We start from the raw sequence: 19,622 nt of genomic DNA, 5'->3' as shown, positions 1-19,622 counted from the left end.
GATGGAAAGCGGCGAGACGCTTCTGAAGAAGCTCGACGGCAAACTGTCGGGCTTGCGTGGTCGGCTGACGCCCGATACCGGCATGGACAAGATCACCTGGTTCCGCGCTGGCGGACCGGCACAGGTCCTGTTTCAGCCTGCCGACGAAGAAGACCTCTCCACATTTCTGAAAGCCGTGCCGGAAGAGATACCGATTCTCGTTGTCGGCATCGGCTCCAATCTGCTCGTACGCGATGGCGGGGTTCCCGGCTTCGTCGTGCGGCTTTCTGCAAAAGGCTTCGGCGAAGTCGAACAGGTTTCCGATACGCAGTTGCGGGCCGGGGCGGCCACGCCTGACAAGCGTGTGGCCGCAGCGGCTCTGGACGCGGGGCTGGCTGGCTTTCATTTCTACCACGGCATACCCGGCGGCATTGGCGGCGCTTTGCGCATGAATGCAGGCGCAAACGGCGTGGAAACACGCGAGCGCGTTGTTGAGGTTCGCGCCCTTGATCGAAACGGCGAGGTACATGTGCTTTCCAATGCCGGTATGGGCTACGCCTATCGGCATTCTTCTGCGCCATCGGATATGATTTTTACCTCCGTCTTGTTCGAGGGAGTTCCGGGTGAGCCAGATGAGATCCGGCGGGCCATGGACGAGGTGCAGCATCATCGCGAGACGGTGCAGCCTGTGCGCGAAAAGACGGGTGGTTCGACCTTCAAGAATCCGGAAGGCACATCGGCCTGGAAGGAAATCGACAAGGCAGGCTGTCGCGGTTTGCGTGTCGGTGGCGCGCAGATGTCCGAAATGCACTGCAATTTTATGATCAATACAGGCACCGCAACGGGGCGTGATCTGGAGACTTTGGGCGAAACGGTACGCGCCAAAGTTTTCGAAAATTCGGGTATTCGCCTTCATTGGGAAATCAAACGTCTCGGTTTGTTCCGCGAGGGTGAGCCGGTTGAAGAGTTTCTTGGAAAATTTTGATAAAAAAGTTGCCCGGATTTTCTACCTGATATTCCGGGCTTTTTTGCCTTCACAAGCGACGCGTAAGGTTCGTCCCTTCCTATAGGGTCTTGTCACGGAATCAATCCTCTGATTCTTTAGGGTTAACCACACAGTGATTTGATTCGGCAGGATTTTCCTGCCGCGGGTGCCTGCGGCCTGTGCTGCTGGGTTACTCGGATTCTGTTTAATTGATGCGCAGGGGATTGCGCAGAGGGGATGCTAACATGACGGGAAAGCACGTCGCCGTTTTGATGGGCGGTTTCTCTTCGGAGCGTCCGGTCAGCTTGTCCTCCGGAGCAGCTTGCGCTGCGACCCTTGAAGAGCGCGGCTATCGCGTGACGCGTGTCGATGTGGATCGCAATGTTGCCAGCGTTCTTGCCGAGCTGAAGCCTGACGTTGCGTTCAATGCGCTGCATGGTCCTTTCGGTGAGGATGGCGCTATTCAGGGCGTTCTCGAATATCTCCAGATTCCCTATACGCATTCGGGCGTGCTCGCTTCGGCGCTTGCCATGGACAAGGATCGCGCCAAGAAGGTTGCGGCTGCTGCTGGCGTTACTGTTGCCCCCTCGCTTCTGCTCAACCGTTTTGAAATCGGTACCGAACATCCGATGGAGCCGCCTTACGTCGTCAAGCCGGTTCGTGAAGGTTCGAGCTTTGGTGTTGTGATCGTTAAGGAGGATCAGACGCATCCTCCGCAAATCATCAGTTCGGCTGAGTGGAATTACGGTGCCGAAGTGCTGGTCGAGAAATACATCCCCGGTCGGGAATTGACCTGCGCGGTGATGGGTGATCGCGTCATGGATGTGTGCGAGATCATTCCGGTAGGGCATCAGTTCTACGACTATGATTCAAAATATGTTGCAGGCGCGTCTTCTCACGTGTGTCCGGCAAAAATTTTACCAAATATTTACCAAAAAATACAAACAATGGCCCTTACGGCGCATCGGGCAATCGGGTGTCGGGGCGTAAGCCGGTCAGACTTCCGTTTCGATGATCGTTTCTCTGAAGATGGCGAAGTTATCTGGCTGGAAATCAATACCCAGCCGGGGATGACTCCTACCTCGCTCGTGCCTGATATCGCCAAAGCGGCTGGTATCTCTTTCGGTGAATTGTTGAGTTGGATGGTGGAGGACGCGTCTTGTTTGCGTTGAACGGAAAATCGGACGGATATGGGCGCTCGGGCTCGATGCGGGATGCATCGGGGGCGATGGGTGCTGCTTTTGTCCTGCCGCGCTTCCTGCGCAAGCCGTTCCGCTTTGCCGTCCGCCTTTTCCAGGGCAATGTTAATATTCCGCGCCATGCCGGCACTGTCGGCATGCTGGGTTTCCTCGGTGCTACCGGCTTTTATGGCATGGCGGTTGGCGGTCATACGCCGGAGGTGGTCAAGGCGACTGCTTCCACGCTCGGTTTTGCAATCGAGGATGTAAAGGTCGTTGGAAACAACGAGACCTCCGATATCGATGTTCTGGGCCAGCTTGATCTCGACGGCGAGACGTCTCTTGTCGGTCTGAGCGCAGAAGAAGCGCGCCAGTCCATCGACAAGCTGCCCTGGGTTGAAAGCGCAGAAGTTCGCAAGGTTTATCCCGGCACCGTTCTTGTTTCGCTGCATGAGCGCAAGGCGTTCGCCATCTGGCAGAACGACAAGGACCTGTCGCTGATCGACGCCGCTGGCGACACGATCGTTCCGTTCCGTTCCGGCCGTTACAATTCGCTGCCGCTCGTCGTGGGCGAGGGCGCGGAAAAGAAGGTCAAAGGGTTCGTTGACGAGATTGCCGCCTATCCCGGTCTGGCCGGAAAGGTTCGCGCCTACATCCGCGTCGGCGACCGTCGCTGGGATCTGCTTCTCGATAATGGCGTGCGCATCATGCTGCCGGAAACCGATCCGCTGAAGGCATTGGCGCAGGTCGAAAAGCTCGATCAGGACCAGCATCTTCTGTCGCGCGATATCGCTGCGGTCGATCTTCGTCTCGGTGATCGTGTGACGGTCCAATTGACGGCAACTGGCATGGAGCAGCGCCAGAAGTTTCTGGCAGAGCGTAAAAAAGAACTATCCCGCACGGGGAAGCGCGTATGAGTATTCTGGGCGGCAAGGGATCATCACAAGGCGGAACTGCAGGGCGCAAGGTGCGCCTGTTAACGGTTCTGGATGTCGGATCGAGCAAGGTTTCCTGCGTCATCGCACGGTTGCGTCCGCATGAAGGCGGCGCACTGCTGCCAGGTCGCACGCACCGTATGGAAGTGCTGGGCATCGGCCATCAGCGTTCGCGCGGCGTCAAGTCGGGCGTCATCATTGATCTGGATGCGGCTGAGCAGTCGATTCGTCTTGCCGTCGATGCAGCGGAACGCATGGCTGGCCTTACCGTCGATAGCCTGATCGTCAATATTTCGGCCGGTCGCCTCAAGAGCGAAACCTTCACGGCAAGCGTCAATCTGGGCGGCCATGAAGTCGAGCAGACTGATATTCGCCGCGTTCTGGCCGCCGGTGCCAAGCAGGCGCTCGCAGCCGAGCGCCATCTCGTTCATTCGCTGCCGGTCGGTTATACGCTCGACGGTGAACGTGGCATTCGCGATCCTCTCGGAATGTTGGGCGACAGCCTTGGTGTCGACATGCATGTGCTGACTGCCGATGCGGCGCCGTTGCGCAATCTGGAACTTTGCATCAATCGCTGCCACCTGTCGGTGGAAGCCATCGTAGCGACGCCTTATGCCAGCGGTCTTGCGGCTCTGGTCGGCGACGAGGCTGAAATGGGTGCGGCCTGCATCGATATGGGCGGCGGTACGACGACGATTTCCGTCTTCTCCGAAGGCAAGTTCATTCACGCCGATGCAGTGGCCATTGGCGGCAATCACGTGACGATGGACGTGGCTCGCGGCTTCTCCACCCGGATGGAAGATGCCGAGCGCCTGAAGGTCATGTACGGCTCTGCTCTGCCGAGCGCTGCCGATGACCGCGATCTCATCTCCGTGCCACCCATCGGTGACGATGAGCGTGACGTACCCAATCAATATCCGCGCTCGGTGCTGACGCGGATTATCCGTGCAAGAGTGGAAGAGACGCTGGAACTGGTGCGCGACAGGCTCAACCAGTCAGGTCTTGGACATATTGTCGGCAAGCGTGTGGTTCTGACCGGCGGCGCAAGCCAGCTGCCAGGAATGCCAGAGGCGGCCCGGCGAATCCTTGCAAGAAATGTACGAATCGGGCGTCCTCTAGGAATAGCGGGATTGCCTGAGGCGGCTAAGGGGGCAGCTTTTGCCGCGACCGTTGGACTTCTGATTTACCCGCAGGTGGCCGGGATAGAAGAGCGGTCGGTGAAAGCAGCTTCCTCCGGTCTCATGACCGGTACGGGTGGGCGCATTCAACGTGTCAGCCAATGGCTGAAAGAGAGTTTCTGAGTAGCAAGTGTTGTGTAAGCTGTTGAAATAGCGTGTTGAATTATTGGGGCGTGACCATCTGGGTAACAACCAATCCACACCGCGGCGGCGAAGCGGTGGTAAGGCTTAAGAGGAACAAGGACCTATGACTATCAATCTGCAAAAGCCGGATATCACCGAGCTGAAGCCCCGCATCACCGTATTCGGTGTCGGCGGCGGCGGCGGCAATGCGGTCAACAATATGATCAATGCCGGTCTGCGCGGCGTGGATTTTGTCGTGGCCAACACCGACGCTCAGGCTTTGACGATGTCGAAGTCCGAACGCATGATCCAGCTTGGCGCTGCTGTCACAGAAGGCCTTGGTGCTGGTTCCCAGCCAGAGGTTGGTCGCGCGGCTGCTGAAGAATGCATCGACGAAATCGTTGATCACCTGAACGGCACGCATATGTGCTTCGTGACTGCCGGCATGGGCGGCGGCACCGGTACGGGTGCAGCTCCGGTCGTGGCGCGCGCTGCTCGCGAACGCGGCATACTCACCGTTGGCGTCGTGACCAAGCCTTTCCATTTCGAAGGCGCCCGCCGCATGAAGACTGCCGATCTCGGCATCGAAGAACTGCAGAAGAATGTCGATACGCTTATCGTCATTCCGAACCAGAACCTCTTCCGCATCGCCAACGACAAGACCACCTTCGCCGATGCTTTCGCAATGGCTGACCAGGTGCTTTATTCGGGCGTTGCCTGCATCACCGACCTGATGGTCAAGGAAGGCCTCATCAATCTCGACTTCGCCGACGTTCGTTCGGTGATGCGCGAAATGGGCAAGGCTATGATGGGTACGGGCGAAGCTTCCGGCGAAGGCCGTGCAATGGCTGCTGCCGAAGCTGCAATCGCTAACCCGCTGCTTGACGAAACCTCGATGCGCGGCGCGAAGGGCCTCCTGATCTCGATCACCGGTGGTCGCGACATGACCCTGTTCGAAGTCGACGAAGCTGCTACGCGTATTCGCGAAGAAGTCGATCCGGATGCGAATATCATCCTTGGCGCAACCTTCGACGAAGGCCTCGAAGGCGTCATCCGCGTTTCTGTCGTCGCTACCGGTATCGATAAGCAGTTAGGAGACGCGGCGCCTGCGCCGCTGGAATTTCGCCAGCCGGTAAAGCAGACCGCACAGGCGAAGCCAATGGCTCCGCATGGCGCACTTCGTCCTCCGGTTGTTGAACAGCCGCGTCAGGTCGATCCGATTGCCCAGGCGATCCAGTCTGCCGAAGCTGAAATTCCAGCCGCACCAGCAGCTCCTGCAGCTTCTGCTGAGCCGGAATTCCGTCCGCAGAGCCGCATTTTCCAGGCTCCGGCACCGGAGTCCTTCGAACGCGCTCCGGTTGCCCGTGCACCGATGCCGCAGGCACCGGCAGGTCATCAGGCAGCACAGCCACAGGCCTACCAGCAGCCGCAGATGCATGAACAGCCGGTTCGTGAACCGCGTCCTGCTCCGCGCATGCCTGCCGTTTCGGATTTTCCGCCGGTTGCACAGGCTGAAATTAATGCCCGTCGTGCTCCGCAGCAGCCTGCACAGGAAGAGCCGCGCGGCCCGATGAGCCTCCTAAAGCGCCTGACTCATGGTCTGTCGCGTCGTGAGGAAGATCAGCCTGCCGCTCGTCTGGAACCGGCTCAGCATCGTGAACCTAGCATGCGCCCGGCTGAACGTCGCGCTCCGCAGCAGGACTCGTCCATCTACGCACCGCGTCGCGGCCAGCTTGATGATCAGGGTCGTCCGCAGCCGCGTGCAGCTTCGGAAGAAGATCAGCTCGAAATCCCGGCCTTCCTGCGCCGTCAGTCGAACTGAGCCATTTCGGTGACTGAATAGGAAAGCCGCGGGTAACTCCCGCGGTTTTTTCGTTTCAGTAAACAAAATCAAAACATTCGTAAGAAAGCGTGATTTTGTTCAAGTCACGCAAATTATTATTTTAATTGAAACGGGGTGTGGTTGGGGCAGCACATGTTTGTGAACCCTGTGTATTTCCGGTCGCAATTTTAGCTATATCTATCCATATAGACGCAAAGAATTGCGAAATGGGCTGTGTTGAAATTCCGTTTGAACGGCCTGCATTCATTTTATTCAGCAGATTGGAACTGTCTTGAGCGCTTATCAAAAGACAATTGGTCGTGCGGTCACGCTTTCAGGCGTCGGCGTTCATGGCGGGGCCCCGGCTTCGGCGACGTTTTTCCCGGCCGATGCCGATACGGGTATCGTGTTTCAGCGCTCGGACCTGAAGGGCAAGGCACCGGAAGTACGGGCCCATGTTTCGCAGATTGGCGCCACTGACCTCTGCACGTCGCTTGGACCGAAAGAATCCAAGATCGACACGGTCGAGCACCTGATGGCGGCGGTCGCCGCACTGGGCATTGATAACCTTGTCGTTGAAATTGATGGTCCTGAAGTTCCTATACTCGACGGTACTTCTGCGCGTTTCATCGAAGCTTTCGATGAGGCAGGTATCGTCACGCAGGAAGCGAAGCGCCGCTTTATCCGTATTCTGAAAACGGTCCGCGTCGAAGCCGGTGGCTCCTGGGGTGAATTCCGTCCCTTTGCCGGTACACGGTTTGAGGTCGAGATCGACTTCGAGTGCCCGCTGATCGGCCGGCAGAAATTTGCCGACGATGTGGACGAAGCGACCTTCCGCAAGGAGCTTTCCACTGCGCGCACTTTCGGTTTCATGAAGGATGTGGAGCGTCTCTGGGCTTCCGGCCATGCGCTTGGCTCGTCGCTCGACAATTCGCTTGTCATTGGCGACGACAATTCTGTCATCAATCCGGGCGGCCTGCGTTTCAAGGATGAGTTCGTCCGTCATAAGACGCTCGATGCCGTCGGCGATCTGGCGCTTGCCGGTCTGCCGTTTCTCGGCTGCTTCCGTTCCTATCGCAGCGGCCACAGGCTGAATGCGGAAACGGTCAAGGCGCTGCTGTCGGACAAGACGGCGTTCGATATTGTCGAGGCCTCCGGTGTTCGCCAGAATTCCAGAGCATCCGATTTCGTTGCCGTGAAGCCGAATATCGCGGCTCCATGGGCGCTCTAAACGTTTGTTTGGAACCGCGAATCTTATCCGAATGCCGTTCCACACTTTTCGGGACGCGCTCTAAATTAGCCAAGAAATAGTATGTATCGGCGCATGGCCTTAATTGAGCCGTGTTCGCCGGTTCACCTCGCAATTGAGTCGATACGTCGTTTTACGGTGGATTGATCGGGGAGCATCTACCCACACGGGTAGCCAATACCGGGGACAATTCACACTGGTTACGCGTTTCGATACGCCGTCCGGCGGATTTCAGACCACTAGACGATTGCCGATTTCGCCTGCATGTGGTTTATGGACGGCCAAAACGGCGTCAGCTATGTTCGTACATTCGCTGAAGCTGAATGATTTGTATGGATGGAGCAGCCGTGCAGTGCTAGAAGCACGCAGTTCCAAACAGGAATGACGCTGCCAAAAGGCCGGAGACCGCATGACGAGTTTCAAATTCAAGGGTGTGACGAAAACCGCGCTGCTGACTGGCGCTATCGCCGTTCTTATCCCGCTCGCCGGTTGTGCCAGCAAGGACGACGACATCGATCTCACCAAGTATGTCGAGACGATCGATCCTGCCGACAAAACCTACAATGAAGGTCTCGCCAATCTGGATGCAGGTCGCCTTGATGAAGCTGCGAAGAAGTTCGCCGCCGTCGACCGCCAGCACCCCTACACGGAATGGGCACGCAAGTCGCTCGTGATGGCTGCCTTCACCAACTACCGCAAGGGCAATTACGAAGAAGCGATCTCGATGGCAAAGCGTTACAATACGCTTTACCCGACTTCGCCTGAATCAGCCTATGCCTATTACATCATCGGTCTTTCCTACTTCCGCCAGATTCCGGACGTGACCCGCGATCAGGCTGCGAGCCGTCGCGCGATCGCTGCGATGCAGGAAGTGGTCGATCGTTTCCCGGATTCCGAATATACGGATGACGCCAAGGCCAAGATCCGCTTCGCTCGCGACCAGCTCGCAGGCAAGGAAATGCAGGTTGGCCGCTATTATCTGGAGCGTAAGGAATACCTTGCTTCTATCAAGCGCTTCCGCGGTGTTGTGGAGGAATATTCCAACACCCGTCAGGTGGAAGAAGCCCTCGCTCGTCTCGTCGAAGCCTACTATGCGCTTGGCCTGACGTCGGAAGCCCAGATGGCAGCTTCAGTTCTCGGCAAGAACTATCCGGATAGCCCGTGGTACAAGGACAGCTACAAGCTTCTGCAAAGTGGTGGTCTTGAACCGCGCGAGAATGGCAATTCGTGGCTGGCCAAGGCTTCGTCGCTCATCACCGGCGGCGGCTCATAAGCTGATTCTCACATGCTGTCGCACCTGTCGATCCGCGATATTGTTCTGATTGAAAGGCTCGACATCGAGTTCAAGACAGGCTTGTCCGTGCTTACCGGCGAAACCGGGGCGGGCAAGTCTATCCTGCTTGATTCGCTTTCGCTGGCGCTAGGCGCACGCGGCGACGCCTCGTTGGTGCGTCACGGTGCCGATCAGGGGCAGGTGACAGCGGTGTTCGATGTACCGGGCGCGCATCCGGCCCGGATTTTTCTGCGCGATAATGGTTTTGACGATGATGGCGACATCATCCTGCGTCGCCTGCAGATGGGCGATGGTCGCACGCGCGTCTTCATCAACGATCAGGCGGCGAGCGTCGCGCTCCTTCGTGATCTCGGACGCAGGCTCGTGGAAATCCACGGCCAGCATGACGACCGCGCGCTGATTGATACCGATCTTCACCGTACATTGCTGGATGCTTTTGGTGGTCTCGAGCCAGAGGCGGCAGTAGTTCGCGAGCGTCACAAGGCCTGGCGCGATGCGGAAACCGCACTTGCCAAGCATCGTGCCCGCGTCGAGCAGGCCGAGCGTGAAGGGGATTACCTGCGCTCTTCGGTTGAAGAACTGACCAAGCTCGATCCGCAACCCGGCGAGGAAGAAGAGCTCGCCGAGCGCCGTGCGATCATGATGAAATCTGAAAAGATCGCCGGTGACGTGAACGAAGCTGGCGAGTTGCTGTCGGGGCAGGGATCACCTGTACCGACGCTGGCGAGTCTTGTGCGCCGTCTGGAGCGCAAGATTCCGGAAGCACCGCATCTGCTGGAGCCGGTTTGCAAGGCAATCGATGAGGCGCTTAACAGTCTGGCTCTTGCGCAGGACGGCATAGATCATGCCATGCGCGAGATTGATTTCGATCCGCGCGTGCTGGAACAGGTCGAGGAACGGCTCTTTGCTTTGCGCGCTGCCGCACGCAAATATTCTGTCGCGGTGGAGGGATTGCCTGCGCTGCGCGACAAGATGGATGCTGATCTCGCCGATCTGGACGCTGGAGCGGAAAAGCTTATCCAGCTTGAAGGTCAGGCGACTGAAATGCGGGCGGCCTATGACACGGCAGCGGCTAAACTTTCCGGTTTGCGCAAGGAAACAGCGGAACATCTGAAGGCTGCTGTGATGGCCGAATTGCCTGCACTGAAACTGGAGCGTGCAGAATTCATCGTTGAAATGACGACCGACACACAAGCGCGGGCGGCGGAAGGCATCGATACGGTTGAGTATTGGGTGCGCACCAATCCGGGCACGCGGGCCGGGCCGATGATGAAGGTCGCTTCGGGTGGTGAGCTTTCGCGTTTCCTGTTGGCGCTGAAGGTGGCGCTTGCGGATCGCGGTTCTGCTCCGACGCTCGTATTCGATGAAATCGATACCGGCGTGGGCGGTGCGGTGGCGGATGCCATCGGGCAGCGTCTTGCACGGCTTTCCGGCCGTGTGCAGGTTCTTTCGGTCACGCATGCGCCGCAGGTGGCAGCGCGTGCCTCCACACATTTCCTGATTGCCAAGTCGGCGACCAATGAAGACCGTATGTCTACCTCGATCCGATCCATCGGAGTGGACGAGCGGCAGGAAGAGATTGCCCGAATGCTGGCCGGAGCCAGCATCACCGATGAAGCACGCGCAGCAGCAGAGCGCTTGCTGGCCGAGAATTGAGCATTTGCGCGCCAAAAGTGCGAAGCGCCTACGCGGGGAAATCAGTCCACTGGACTGATTTCTGATCCCGCTTCGATGCGTCGGATAATGCGTACAAACAAAGAATAGCGCGCTTGTCTCCTGACAGAACGTTGTCAGTGTGACCACATGTTCGTAACCGAGCGCGGCTGTATGCGTAGCCTTATTTCTTGGTTATGTTGAGCAAAATTGAATCAGCAGGTTTTGCTCCGCTTATGACCGATACTCCCGTCGAAAAACTGACCGAACCTGAAGCCGTTTCAGAACTGGAACGTCTGGCGCGCGAAATTGCGCATCATGATGAGCTCTATCACGCCAATGATCGGCCAGAGATTTCCGATGCCGAGTATGACGCGCTGAAGCGTCGTAACGATGCGATCGAAGCGCGCTTCCGGCATCTGGTACGGGCGGATAGTCCATCCTTGCGGGTTGGCACTGCGCCGGTTTCGAAATTCGCGCAGGTTGTTCACGCACGCCCGATGCTTTCGCTCGGCAATGCGTTTTCGGACGAGGACGTGCGTGATTTCGTGGGCAGTGTCTATCGCTTTCTGGGGCATCTGCCGGATAATTCCATCGCATTTACCGCTGAACCGAAGATCGACGGACTTTCCATGTCGATCCGCTATGAGAATGGAATTCTGGTTAGCGGTGCGACTCGTGGGGACGGCACGACCGGCGAGAATGTCACGGCGAATATTCGTACTATTGCCGAAATTCCGAACCGGCTTCCGGCTGGAGCTCCGTCCGTCGTGGAAGTGCGCGGCGAGGTCTATATGGCCAAGAGCGATTTCCTCGCGCTCAACGAACAGATGGCTGCTGAAGGCAAGCAGACTTATGTGAACCCGCGCAACACGGCAGCAGGTTCCCTGCGCCAGCTCGATGCCAAGGTGACGGCGAGCCGCAAACTGAAATTCTTTGCCTATGCCTGGGGTGAGATGTCGGACATGCCTGCCGATACGCAGATGGGCATGGTGGAGATTTTCCGCGAATGGGGTTTCCCGGTCAATCCGCTGACGAAGCGGCTTCACGGTGCAGATGAATTGCTTGCGCATTACCGTGCCATTGGCCTAGAGCGCGCTGAACTCGATTATGACATTGACGGTGTCGTCTATAAGGTTAATCGGCTCGATCTGCAGACACGGCTCGGTTTCCGCTCGCGCAGCCCGCGATGGGCCATTGCGCACAAGTTTCCGGCAGAACAGGCTACGACGATCTTGCGCGGTATCGACATTCAGGTCGGGCGCACCGGCGCGCTGACGCCAGTGGCGCGACTGGAGCCGATCACTGTCGGCGGCGTGGTCGTCACCAATGCAACGCTGCATAACGAGGACTATATCAAGGGTATCGGCCTCAAGGGTGAGCGCATTCGTGCTGATGAGCATGATATTCGCGTCGGCGATACGGTCATCGTGCAGCGTGCAGGCGATGTGATCCCGCAGATTGTCGATGTCGTGCTGGAGAAGCGCCCGGCCGATGCCGAGCCATTCCATTTTCCGCATGAATGCCCGGTCTGCGGCAGCCATGCCGTGCGCGAAGAGGGCGAGGCGGTCTATCGCTGCACCGGCGGCCTGACCTGCGCTGCGCAGGCGGTTGAGCGCATTCGTCATTTCGTATCGCGCAATGCGTTCGATATTGAAGGTCTTGGCGAAAAGCAGGTCGAGTTTTTCTTCCATGCCGAAGATGACAGCCTGAAGATCAAATCCCCTGCCGATATCTTCACGCTGCAAAAACGACAGGCGGATTCGCCCCTCAAGAAACTGGAGAACATTGAAGGCTTCGGCACGACTTCCGTGAAGAAGCTTTACGATGCGATCAATGATCGGCGTGAAATTGCCTTGCATCGCTTTCTGTTCGGCCTTGGTATTCGTCACGTTGGCGAGGTGAATGCCAAGCGCTTTGCACGCGCCTATCTGTCTTATGCCGCCTTTGAAAAAGCGGCTCAGGAGGCTGTGCCGCCAAAAGAAGGCGACCGTACCGACAAGGGTAGTGAAGCCTGGCAGGAACTGATTGCGGTTGAGGGCATCGGTTCCATCGTTGCCGAAGCAGTCGTGGATTTTTATGCGGAGCCGCATAACGTGCAAGTGCTGGCCGCTCTTCTGGCCGAAGTGACGCCGCTTGATGAGGAAGCGCGTGTTGCTACGGGTTCGCCGGTCGAAGGCAAGACGGTGGTATTTACCGGCAGTCTGGAACGTATGTCGCGCGATGAGGCAAAGGCCATGGCCGAGCGCTACGGAGCAAAGACAGCCGGATCGGTATCGAAAAAGACCGATCTTGTGGTGGCCGGACCGGGCGCTGGTTCCAAACTCGCCAAGGCATCCGAGTTGGGAATCGAAGTCATTGATGAAGACGCCTGGTTTACACTGGTCGGAGAAGAATAATGGCTCCATTCAGCGGTTTTGGTGAAAAAGCGATCCCGTTTCTGAAAGCTCTGGATTTTCACCAGAATCGCGAATGGTTCGTCGAGAATAAGGATCTTTTCGAGCAGCAATTGAAGGAACCGCTTGGCGATCTTGTCGAGGAACTGACAGGTCGTTTTGAAAAGGCCGGTCTGCCGTTCAAGGGCGACCGTGTGAAATCGCAGTTCCGCATCAAACGCGATACGCGGTTTTCCAAGGACAAGGCCCCCTATAACCGTCACCTGTCTGCGCTGCTGTCACAATCGGGTACCAAATGGGACGAGAGTGGCTGCTTCTATGTCTGCATCGGCCTGCCGGGTGTCCGCGACTGCTACGCCTGTGTGGCTTGGTGGGGGCCAAAGAAGGAACTGCTTCTGGCTATACGCACGGCCATTGCAGAGAAGCCGGAAGAATTCCGCACCATGATCGCGAAACTCAAGAAAAACGGTTTGAAAATCAGTGACTACGACCGGCTGAAACGCACGCCGCGTGGTTTTGAGGCCGTGACCGATGATGATTTGCTGGAAGCAATTCGCAATCGGCATTTCTCGGTGCGGATAGAAATCGACCCTGAAACGATTACCCGCGCTGATCTGGCAGATCGTCTTGTCGACTTCACCGAACGGGCTCGCCCGCTTGTGGACTGGATGCACAAAATCGAAAAGACCGTTCCGCAACAATCATGATCGTTCATGAATGCATCAGCCGGATTTATGAGTGATGCGCAAATGCGGCATTCCTGTTTAATAGTATGATTTTTTGGGAAATCATATTCCACCGGGCCGCAGAATTTCCTAACTACTCTTCATTCGGAGGAGTGAATATTCGTGGACCAGACTTTTCGGCCCGTAAGGGCTTCAGCGCGCGCCGATATTATTGACGGTGTCCGGCGCGGACTTCCGCTTGTCGTTGCCGGAGCGCCCTTTGGCTTGCTGTTCGGCGCACTTGCAGTTGATAACGGATTGTCGCTTGCCGAAGCGGTGTTCATGAGCTCCATCATCTATGCCGGCGCCAGCCAGATGGTCGGGCTTGATCTTTTCGGCCAGAACATCGCGCCGTGGATGATCGTCATGTCGATCTTCGCCGTCAATTTCCGGCACGTGCTTTATTCGGCGACCACGGGTCGGCGCATCCGTCACTTCAAGCCATGGCAGAAGGCGCTGGCCTTTTTCGTTCTGGTGGACATCCAGTATGCGGAAGTTGAACAACGAGCCGAAGCCGGTAAGCCGGTCACCTTCGTCTGGTATATGGCCATCGGGCTCACATTCTATCTGACCTGGGTTCTCGAAGCGCTGATTGGTGGGCTGTTCGGCAATCTGATTACAAACCCCTATGCCTTCGGCATCGACTTTTTGCTGCCGATCTATTTTCTCGGCATGGTGATGAGTTTCCGCCATCGGCAGAACTGGTTGCCGGTCGTGATCGTCAGTGCGATTTCAGCCGTGGCGGCCTACAAGTTCGTGGGATCTCCGTGGCATGTGTCGCTGGGTGCGCTCGGCGGCATCGTGCTTGCGGCGATTATTGCCAAGCCACGCGAAGGGGAGGCGTAAATGTCCACCACGATCTGGATCATTCTTGCCGGTGCGCTCTGCACCTATCTCACCCGTATTGGCGGACATCTGGTGCTGTCACGCTTCAGCCATGTGCATTATCGGGTGGAAGCGGCGCTCAACGCCGTGCCTGCAGCTGTTCTGACAGCCATTGTGGCCGCGCCCGCTTCGGATCACGGCTGGCGGGAACTACTCGTGCTTGCGGTCTGCATCGTGCTTTCGTTGCGGCTCAGCATGATGACCATGTTCTTTGCAGGCGTAGCGCTTTTGATCGCGCTACGCCATTTCACCGTGTGAATGCATTATCAAAGCGGCGCGGTTACCGCTTCGAGCCATTTGCGTTCAGCGTCCTTGAGATGGGCTGAAAGCTTTTCGCGCACGCTGGCATGGTAGCGGTTCAGCCAGTCGATTTCCTCCTGCGTGAAAAGCGACTTGTCGATCAGGCGCCGGTCGATAGGGCAGAACGTCAGTGTCTCGAAGCCCATCATCGGAATGTCGCCGCCTTCAGGCACCTCCGGTTCGGTGACGATGATGAGATTTTCGATGCGGATACCGAATGAACCTGGCTTGTAATAGCCCGGTTCATTGGAAAGGATCATACCCGGCAGCAGTTCCTGCGCACCTTTTTTTGAAATGCTCTGTGGGCCCTCGTGCACCGACAGGTAGGAGCCGACACCGTGGCCGGTTCCATGCGCATAGTCGAAACCATGCTTCCATAGTGCGATACGCGCCAGAACGTCGATATCTTGCCCGCGTGTGCCTTTCGGGAAGCGAGCCGTCGTGATCGCAATCACACCTTTCAACACGAGCGTGAATGCCTTGATTGTCTCCGGCGTTACCTTGCCGATGGGGACGGTGCGGGTGATGTCGGTGGTGCCGTCGCGATATTGTGCTCCGGAATCGACCAGATAAAGCTCGCCATCTTCAAGCGTTCTGTTGGTGTCGGTATTGACGCGATAATGGATGATTGCGCCGTTCGGCCCCGCGCCGGAGATCGTGTCGAAGGATATGTCTTCCAGCGGCATCTGGAAGTCGCGCCCGGCATTGGCACGCGATTCTTCCAGCTTCTGCGCTGCGCTGATTTCATCGATTGTGCCGGGCTTCTGGGCGTCGACCCATGATAGGAAATTGACCATTGCCACACCGTCGCGCTCATGGGCGGCGCGTGAGCCATCAAGTTCCGCCTTGTTCTTGATTGCGCGTGGAATACGGGCAGGGTCTTTGCCTTCGATCACACTGCCGCCTGCGCTGGTGACAACGAGGCGGAGCTTCTCAGCTGCGAGGATCGGATCGAGAAGGATAGCTTCTCCCTTGGCCGCGAGAGCACTGAGGTGTCCTTCCAGATCGTTCGGTGCCGAGAGCTTGGCGAGCTGGGTCAGATAGGCGCGCGGTTCAATGGCGAGTTTGCGTTCATCGATGAAAAGCTCTGGTTCACCCTTTGCAGGAATGATGGCAAAGCTCAATGGAAGCGGCGTATTGGACACGTCCTTGCCGCGGATATTGAACACCCATGCGACTGATGACGGATCGGTCAGGATGGTAGCACGAGCGCCGCTTGCGGCAACTGCTGCCTGCATTTCCTTGATCTTGTCTTCCGCTTCATGTCCGGCGAAACGGGCCGGCTGGATAGTGACTTCCGCCGTCGGCACTTCCGGCTGATCGTCCCATACGGCATCGACGAGATTGATTTCGACCGGAACGAGCTGACCACCCTGAGCCTCCAGTGCTTCACGTAAACTGCGGGCTTCGGAAATGGTATGGAGCCAAGGATCGAAGCCGATATGGAGGCCCTTGCCGTTGTCTGCCAGCCAGGAAGCCGGCGGATTTGTGACGAGGCTTTCATAGGAGAAGACCTTCGGGTCGGTCTGGGCGCGGACCTGCAGCTCATAACGTCCATCGACGAAGATATAGGCGTTGTTCTTGAGGATGAGCGCGGCACCAGCCGAACCGGTGAAGCCGGTCAGCCAGGCGAGGCGCTGCGCATGGGGCGGAACATATTCGCCCTGATGCTCATCCGCGCGAGGAACCAGAAAGCCGTCGAGGCCAAGTTCAGCCATTTTCGCGCGCAGCTTCGCTACGCGTGGGCCACCATTGGCCGGATTTGTGGTAACGTCGAAACTCTGAAAAGCCATGGGCGTAACTCGCAAAATATAAGGAAAGCAGCTTTATTTCAGGTGGATCGCCACCCAGCCTTCGCGATGCAGCGTCTTCTGGTGGGTGAGTCCCTGCGCCTGATAGGCAGCGAGCACCGCATCATGCTGGCTATCAAGTATTCCGGACAGAATGATGGAACCGCCGGATGCCATATGTTCCTTGAGGGAAGGCGCGAGCTCGATAAGCGGATTGGCAAGAATATTGGCGACGATCAGGTCGAATGGCGAATAGGAACGGAAGATCGGGTGGCCGAAGCCTTCTGCCGTTGCCGTAACGATATGTTCTGCCACGCCGTTCTTGGCGGCATTTTCAGCGGCGACAGTAACGGCGATAGGGTCGATGTCGGTAGCCAGTACCGGAATGGGAGCCAGCTTGGCGATGGCGATGGCAAGAACAGCGCTTCCGGTGCCAAGGTCGAGCGCATTGGTCGGGTGTTCGCTATTGACCGTTTCCTCGATCAGTTCAAGGCATCCTGCGGTCGTTCCATGGTGACCAGTGCCGAAGGCAAGACCAGCATCGATTTCGATAGGGATGTCGCCTGCTTCGATCTTGTCGCGGTCGTGCGAGCCATGGACAAAGAAATGTCCGGCTCTGACAGGCTTCAGACCTTCCAGCGAATGTGTGACCCAGTCGATGTCGGGCAGTTCTTCGACGGCGAAAAGACCTGGCCCTACCAAGGCATCGATCCGCTTGGCGACATCTTCGGCGTCGTCCTCGACATAGACCGACACTTCGAAAATCTGCCGGTCTTCGTCGATCTCGGTGATAGCGATTGGGAAGCCGTCTTCCTCGAAAGATTGTTCGAGAATATTGTAGACGCGCTCGGCTGCCGCTTTATCCGCCGAAAAGAAAAGTCGTGATTGGGCCATAAAGTAAAAAGCTCTCTATCTTTGAGAGCCTGTTCCAAAAGCCGCCCTGTGTGGCTGCAAATGGCAATTTGTCTGCGTTCCGGTGCTCATGTAGCTTTCTCTGGTGCATCGTCTTATCCGAAAAGTCTGCAACTTTTCGGGACCATGCTCAGAAGTACATTGCGCTCCGGTACTCGAAAATCACCATTTTCGCACACATATGCCGCTTTTTGATTCAGGCTCTGACGCATTTCCGATGTAAATGCTTCGTAGATTCTATTTAGCTCTTTGCAGCGCCTTTGGCCAGATTCTTCAACTTTTCCAGAGCCGTATCCGGGTTTTCCTGATAGGCGATGGTGCTGCGGAAACGACCGCCCTTGTCGAGCAGAAATACCGATGCCGTGTGATCCATCGTATATTCGCCGTCTTCGCCCGGAACCTTCTTGGCGTAGACGTGGTAGGATTTGACTACATCAGCAATATTCTCCGGCGTGCCGGTGACGCCGATGATGCGGTCTGAAACATTGCTCACATAGGTCTTCATGACTTCCTGAGTATCGCGCTCCGGATCGACAGTGATGAAGTAAGCCTTGATATCACTGGCTTCGGGTCCAAGCTGCTTCAGCCAGCCATCCAGTTCATAAAGCGTCGTAGGGCAAACGTCCGGGCAATGGGTGAAACCGAAGAAGATGGCTGCCGGTGCTGCGCGCAGGTCCTTCTCGGTGAAAGGCGTGCCGTCCATCGTCACTAGGTTAAGCGGACCGCCGAAAGGTTCTTTCGCTGCTTCCTTATCGCGGAAAAGGTTGAGACCTGCAGCGCCAACTATGACGACGACGAAGGCGATGATGAAGATGGGCAGGAATTTTTTCATGTCCAGTCAGCCTTGAATTTCCGAACGCGCCTTTACTGCGCTGCTCGACAACTTATCTTTTCTTTATGCACTGCAGAACGGTCGATATAGCCGCATCCTGCCATCATGAAGAGCGTGGCGGTAATGTACGGCCATTTGTTCAATTTTCAATAATTTCTGAAACTTTTGACGATTTGTCGCGTAGTGGAATTGGCTCCTCATAGCCTATGGGGCCAGAGCCGTTCCCGCATGACCAAAGTTGAACAGCCTCTCCACTCTTTCTTTTTGCAAGGTTAGCTAAACTGATATATTTCCGTCATAAAGCTGCAATTTCTTGTGAGTGCCATAGTGGAAATCGATTATATAATCGCTTGGGTCGATGGGCAGGATCCGGCGCATATGGCTGCCAGAAAACAATTCTCTCCCGATTCCGCTCGCACGCATTTTGAAGCTGTAACCAGCGAACGTTATCTCGATAATGGCGAGATTTATTACAATATCGCTTCCGTTATCAAATTCGCGCCGTTCATCAAGCGTATTTTCATCATCACCGATCATCAGAAGCCACGGTTCCTCGATGCGTTCAAGCAGGAGGGCAAGTGCGATGCGTCCTTTATCCAGATCGTGTCCCATGATGACATTTTTAGAGGTCTGCCCGCTGCCCGTCCTTCGTTCAACGCCCGTGCTATCGAAGGCGCGATGTGGCGGATACCGGGCCTGTCGGAACATTTCATCTACTCCAACGACGATTTCTTTGTGAATGCTCCGCTGACAATTTCCGATCTTTATGAGAACGAACGCCCTGTTCTCCATGGTGACTGGGTGCGGCCTGAAAATACCCGCTGGAAGTACAAGCTGCGCCGATTGCTCGGCAAGATATCGCGGTACGAATATACGTTTCCGAAGTTCCGCATGGCGCAATGGAAAGGCGCCGTTGCCGCTGGCATGAAGGATCGCTTCATGTCGATCCACCATCACCCGCACCCCTTGCGGCGCAGCACGCTGGCGACTTTCTTCGCGGAGAAGCCTGACGTTCTGAATAAGCAGGTCAGTTTCCGATATCGCGATATCGAACAGTTCAATACGGTTGCTCTCGCCAATCATCTGGAAATCTTGCGGCACAAAGCCTCCGTTCGCCCGGTGAGAGAACTGGCTTATCTGGATTTCGTCCAGGAGAAGCGTTGGGCGGAAGAACTGCAAGCAATCGAAACAGGATCAGCACCCTTCGGCTGTGTGCAGGGGTTTGAGCGCTTCGATCCCGCGTTCCGTACCAAAATTCACCAGACCCTCATTGCGAAGTTTGACGATGTTCTGCCGAATGTTATCAAGGATTATCTTTCCGGCGAGGAAGATAGTGCGCAGGAAGCGGCTTAGACGCTTCGTTCCAGAACTGAATGTGCTGCGGGG

Annotated in this window: 16 protein-coding genes; 13 read left to right on the top strand and 3 right to left on the bottom strand. The window is 56.6% G+C overall.

Features of this window, described 5'->3' with window-relative positions:
* Position 1 precedes the first annotated feature (1 nt).
* The 12 genes from murB to F9K94_RS04445 all read left to right on the top strand — a co-directional run bounded on the left by murB (position 2) and on the right by F9K94_RS04445 (position 14,660).
* Positions 2-964 carry a UDP-N-acetylmuramate dehydrogenase gene (gene murB, locus F9K94_RS04505; RefSeq protein ID WP_151643877.1) on the top strand — a complete coding sequence of 321 codons (963 nt, stop codon included), beginning with the start codon at positions 2-4 and terminating at the stop codon, positions 962-964.
* 245 nt (positions 965-1,209) lie between these two features.
* The gene (locus F9K94_RS04500; protein ID WP_151643875.1) at positions 1,210-2,136 is read left to right on the top strand and encodes a D-alanine--D-alanine ligase; all 927 of its coding nucleotides are present in this window, start codon (positions 1,210-1,212) and stop codon (positions 2,134-2,136) included.
* The gene (locus F9K94_RS04495) at positions 2,124-3,059 is read left to right on the top strand and encodes a cell division protein FtsQ/DivIB (RefSeq protein WP_151643873.1); all 936 of its coding nucleotides are present in this window, start codon (positions 2,124-2,126) and stop codon (positions 3,057-3,059) included. Before F9K94_RS04500 ends, F9K94_RS04495 begins: the two co-directional genes overlap by 13 nt.
* Complete coding sequence (ftsA, locus tag F9K94_RS04490; RefSeq protein WP_010659734.1) at positions 3,056-4,378, top strand: cell division protein FtsA; 1,323 nt, start codon at positions 3,056-3,058, stop codon at positions 4,376-4,378. Before F9K94_RS04495 ends, ftsA begins: the two co-directional genes overlap by 4 nt.
* A gap of 124 nt (positions 4,379-4,502) precedes the next feature.
* The gene (gene ftsZ, locus F9K94_RS04485) at positions 4,503-6,200 is read left to right on the top strand and encodes a cell division protein FtsZ (protein ID WP_151643871.1); all 1,698 of its coding nucleotides are present in this window, start codon (positions 4,503-4,505) and stop codon (positions 6,198-6,200) included.
* A 292-nt stretch (positions 6,201-6,492) separates the two neighbouring features.
* On the top strand, positions 6,493-7,431 hold the full coding sequence (lpxC, locus tag F9K94_RS04480) for a UDP-3-O-acyl-N-acetylglucosamine deacetylase (RefSeq protein WP_081104458.1): 939 nt from the start codon (positions 6,493-6,495) through the stop codon (positions 7,429-7,431).
* 427 nt (positions 7,432-7,858) lie between these two features.
* Positions 7,859-8,722, top strand: coding sequence for an outer membrane protein assembly factor BamD (locus F9K94_RS04470; protein ID WP_010659737.1), 864 nt, complete (start codon positions 7,859-7,861; stop codon positions 8,720-8,722).
* A 12-nt stretch (positions 8,723-8,734) separates the two neighbouring features.
* Complete coding sequence (gene recN, locus F9K94_RS04465) at positions 8,735-10,399, top strand: DNA repair protein RecN (protein ID WP_151643869.1); 1,665 nt, start codon at positions 8,735-8,737, stop codon at positions 10,397-10,399.
* 233 nt (positions 10,400-10,632) lie between these two features.
* Complete coding sequence (gene ligA, locus F9K94_RS04460; protein ID WP_151643867.1) at positions 10,633-12,795, top strand: NAD-dependent DNA ligase LigA; 2,163 nt, start codon at positions 10,633-10,635, stop codon at positions 12,793-12,795.
* Positions 12,795-13,499 (top strand): DUF2461 domain-containing protein, encoded by a 705-nt coding sequence (locus F9K94_RS04455; protein WP_151643865.1) that lies wholly within the window; start codon positions 12,795-12,797, stop codon positions 13,497-13,499. Before ligA ends, F9K94_RS04455 begins: the two co-directional genes overlap by 1 nt.
* Positions 13,500-13,640: 141 nt before the next feature.
* On the top strand, positions 13,641-14,363 hold the full coding sequence (locus F9K94_RS04450) for an AzlC family ABC transporter permease (RefSeq protein WP_061346016.1): 723 nt from the start codon (positions 13,641-13,643) through the stop codon (positions 14,361-14,363).
* On the top strand, positions 14,364-14,660 hold the full coding sequence (locus F9K94_RS04445; RefSeq protein WP_061346017.1) for an AzlD family protein: 297 nt from the start codon (positions 14,364-14,366) through the stop codon (positions 14,658-14,660).
* Between the two features lie 8 nt (positions 14,661-14,668).
* On the opposite strand, the gene F9K94_RS04440 is transcribed toward F9K94_RS04445, so the two are convergent.
* The 3 genes from F9K94_RS04440 to F9K94_RS04425 all read right to left on the bottom strand — a co-directional run bounded on the left by F9K94_RS04440 (position 14,669) and on the right by F9K94_RS04425 (position 18,236).
* Positions 14,669-16,495: an aminopeptidase P family protein gene (locus tag F9K94_RS04440; RefSeq protein WP_151643863.1), complete on the bottom strand. Its 1,827-nt coding sequence runs from the start codon at positions 16,493-16,495 to the stop codon at positions 14,669-14,671.
* A gap of 33 nt (positions 16,496-16,528) precedes the next feature.
* On the bottom strand, positions 16,529-17,386 hold the full coding sequence (locus F9K94_RS04435) for a 50S ribosomal protein L11 methyltransferase (RefSeq protein WP_061346019.1): 858 nt from the start codon (positions 17,384-17,386) through the stop codon (positions 16,529-16,531).
* A gap of 259 nt (positions 17,387-17,645) precedes the next feature.
* Complete coding sequence (locus F9K94_RS04425) at positions 17,646-18,236, bottom strand: SCO family protein (RefSeq protein ID WP_061346020.1); 591 nt, start codon at positions 18,234-18,236, stop codon at positions 17,646-17,648.
* Between the two features lie 378 nt (positions 18,237-18,614).
* On the opposite strand from F9K94_RS04425, the gene F9K94_RS04420 reads away from it, so the two are divergent.
* Entirely contained in the window at positions 18,615-19,589 is a 975-nt protein-coding gene (locus tag F9K94_RS04420; RefSeq protein ID WP_192799435.1) for a hypothetical protein, read from the top strand.
* Positions 19,590-19,622: the final 33 nt, after the last annotated feature.

The organism is Brucella tritici, assembly GCF_008932285.1.
In the GTDB taxonomy this organism is placed as follows: domain Bacteria; phylum Pseudomonadota; class Alphaproteobacteria; order Rhizobiales; family Rhizobiaceae; genus Brucella; species Brucella tritici.
Note: the sequence above shows the minus strand (reverse complement) of the source record. Positions and strands in the feature narration are given on the sequence as shown.